This window comes from Tenacibaculum agarivorans, assembly GCF_001936575.1.
GTDB lineage: Bacteria > Bacteroidota > Bacteroidia > Flavobacteriales > Flavobacteriaceae > Polaribacter > Polaribacter agarivorans.
Map to the genome: position 1 here is coordinate 1 of NZ_MSMP01000093.1, position 1,561 is coordinate 1,561.

Genomic DNA, 1,561 nt, shown 5'->3' on the forward strand with positions numbered 1-1,561 from the left:
GTTGTTGTGTGGTCGTTTTTTATTCAAGGATGCTTTTTATTTCGTTTATGAATTTCAAAGACTCTTTTTCAATCTGTTCAGTTAAACTCATTCTATTATTAAAATCAGGTTCTTTTACAATAGTTTGGTCAATGATAGATAAACTATTGTCAATTGATTCAGCTAAATGATATTTGTTCCAATCGCTATTTTTAAATATGTTCCAGTACTTTTTTCTAATGCTTTTGTTTTGACCCGATAAACAAATAGAAAAAGACAACTCTTTGTGATTTAGGATAATAACGAATTTAAGTTTTTGCTCTTTTAATACCTCTGTTGTTAGAGAAAAGTAAGAGAAATTCGGGTCTCCTTGATAAATCTTACCGAGTTTAAAAATTGTGTCATATTCTTTTTGAAAAAAGAGTCTCAATTCTTTCATATAGTTTATCAATTGATGATAATCTAAGTTGTTTTCGCATTCTTGGTTTTGAGAGTTTTTTTTAGACAGATTAACATTGTTGATTTCTTTAAGTTTAATGTTCTTTGTTTTTTCGAGTGGAATACAAATGTCCATTATGAATTTCTGTTCAGGATGAGTTCTGTGGTCATTATGATACACTTCAAAATAATCTGCATCTCTAAATTCATAACCATTTTCAATAACCCAAATGCACATACTTTTCCAAGCTTTTGAAATTTCTTCTGCTTTAATTTCAAAATGGCCAATGCTATAAATACCTTTCTTTAGGTTATGTTGTCCAATTTCTCCATCTGTATTGATGTTTTTACAAATCGTTACACAAGTGCTAAATCTCACTTTTGAGGTTTGAGTAACATTAGGGTTATCGTGATAAATTGTTATTGCTTTAAAATTAGTAGTATCTAATACCCCTTTTTGATGTCCCCATTCCATTAACTTTTGAAACATATTACCAGCCTTTTCGAAGTTTCCAATAGTAGATATACTGGCAAGTTTCAATTCCGGAAGTTCTTTTATCGTTATTCGTGCATTCATTTTAGTCCATTGTTTCATATTATCAATGGAACAAATATATTTTTCAGAAGAAAAAGGTTCTATACCAATCTTGCTAAGTAATTCTTTTCCTTGAGATTTAAATTTAGTTGGACTAATGCCATAGTATTTTTTAAATGCTCGTGAAAAAGAATTATCACTATTGAAACCATATTTGAAAGCTAAATCTTTTAAAATAATATTTGGTTCAACGAGTAGAATGGAAGCAATTCGTTCAATCCGTTTTCTATTGATAAATTCATTCAGTTTTTCTCCGACAACTGTCAAAAATACTCTATGGAAATGGTAAGGTGAATAATTAGCTTTCTCTGCTAGATATTCAAGTGATAAGTCAGTATTAAGATTCTTTTCGATAAAATTTAAGACGAAATTTATTCGTTTGAGGTATTCTCGCCTTGTTTTGTTCATCTCATTTCGGTTTCTTTAAATGCCACACAACGGTTTTGTGTATGATTTGGTTGCGTGTTTAAGCACTAAAGTTAGCAAATAAATCACAGATAGAAAGTCCGATAGGACTTTCGTAAGTAAACTAGCAATGAATTATACACT

The 1,561-nt window shown here is 29.7% G+C and carries 1 protein-coding gene; it reads right to left on the minus strand.

From position 1 onward, the window contains the following. Window positions 1-19 precede the first annotated feature (19 nt). Window positions 20-1,420: an AraC family transcriptional regulator gene (locus tag BVC87_RS22965; protein ID WP_075344724.1), complete on the minus strand. Its 1,401-nt coding sequence runs from the start codon at window positions 1,418-1,420 to the stop codon at window positions 20-22. Between the last annotated feature and the right edge of the window lie 141 nt (window positions 1,421-1,561).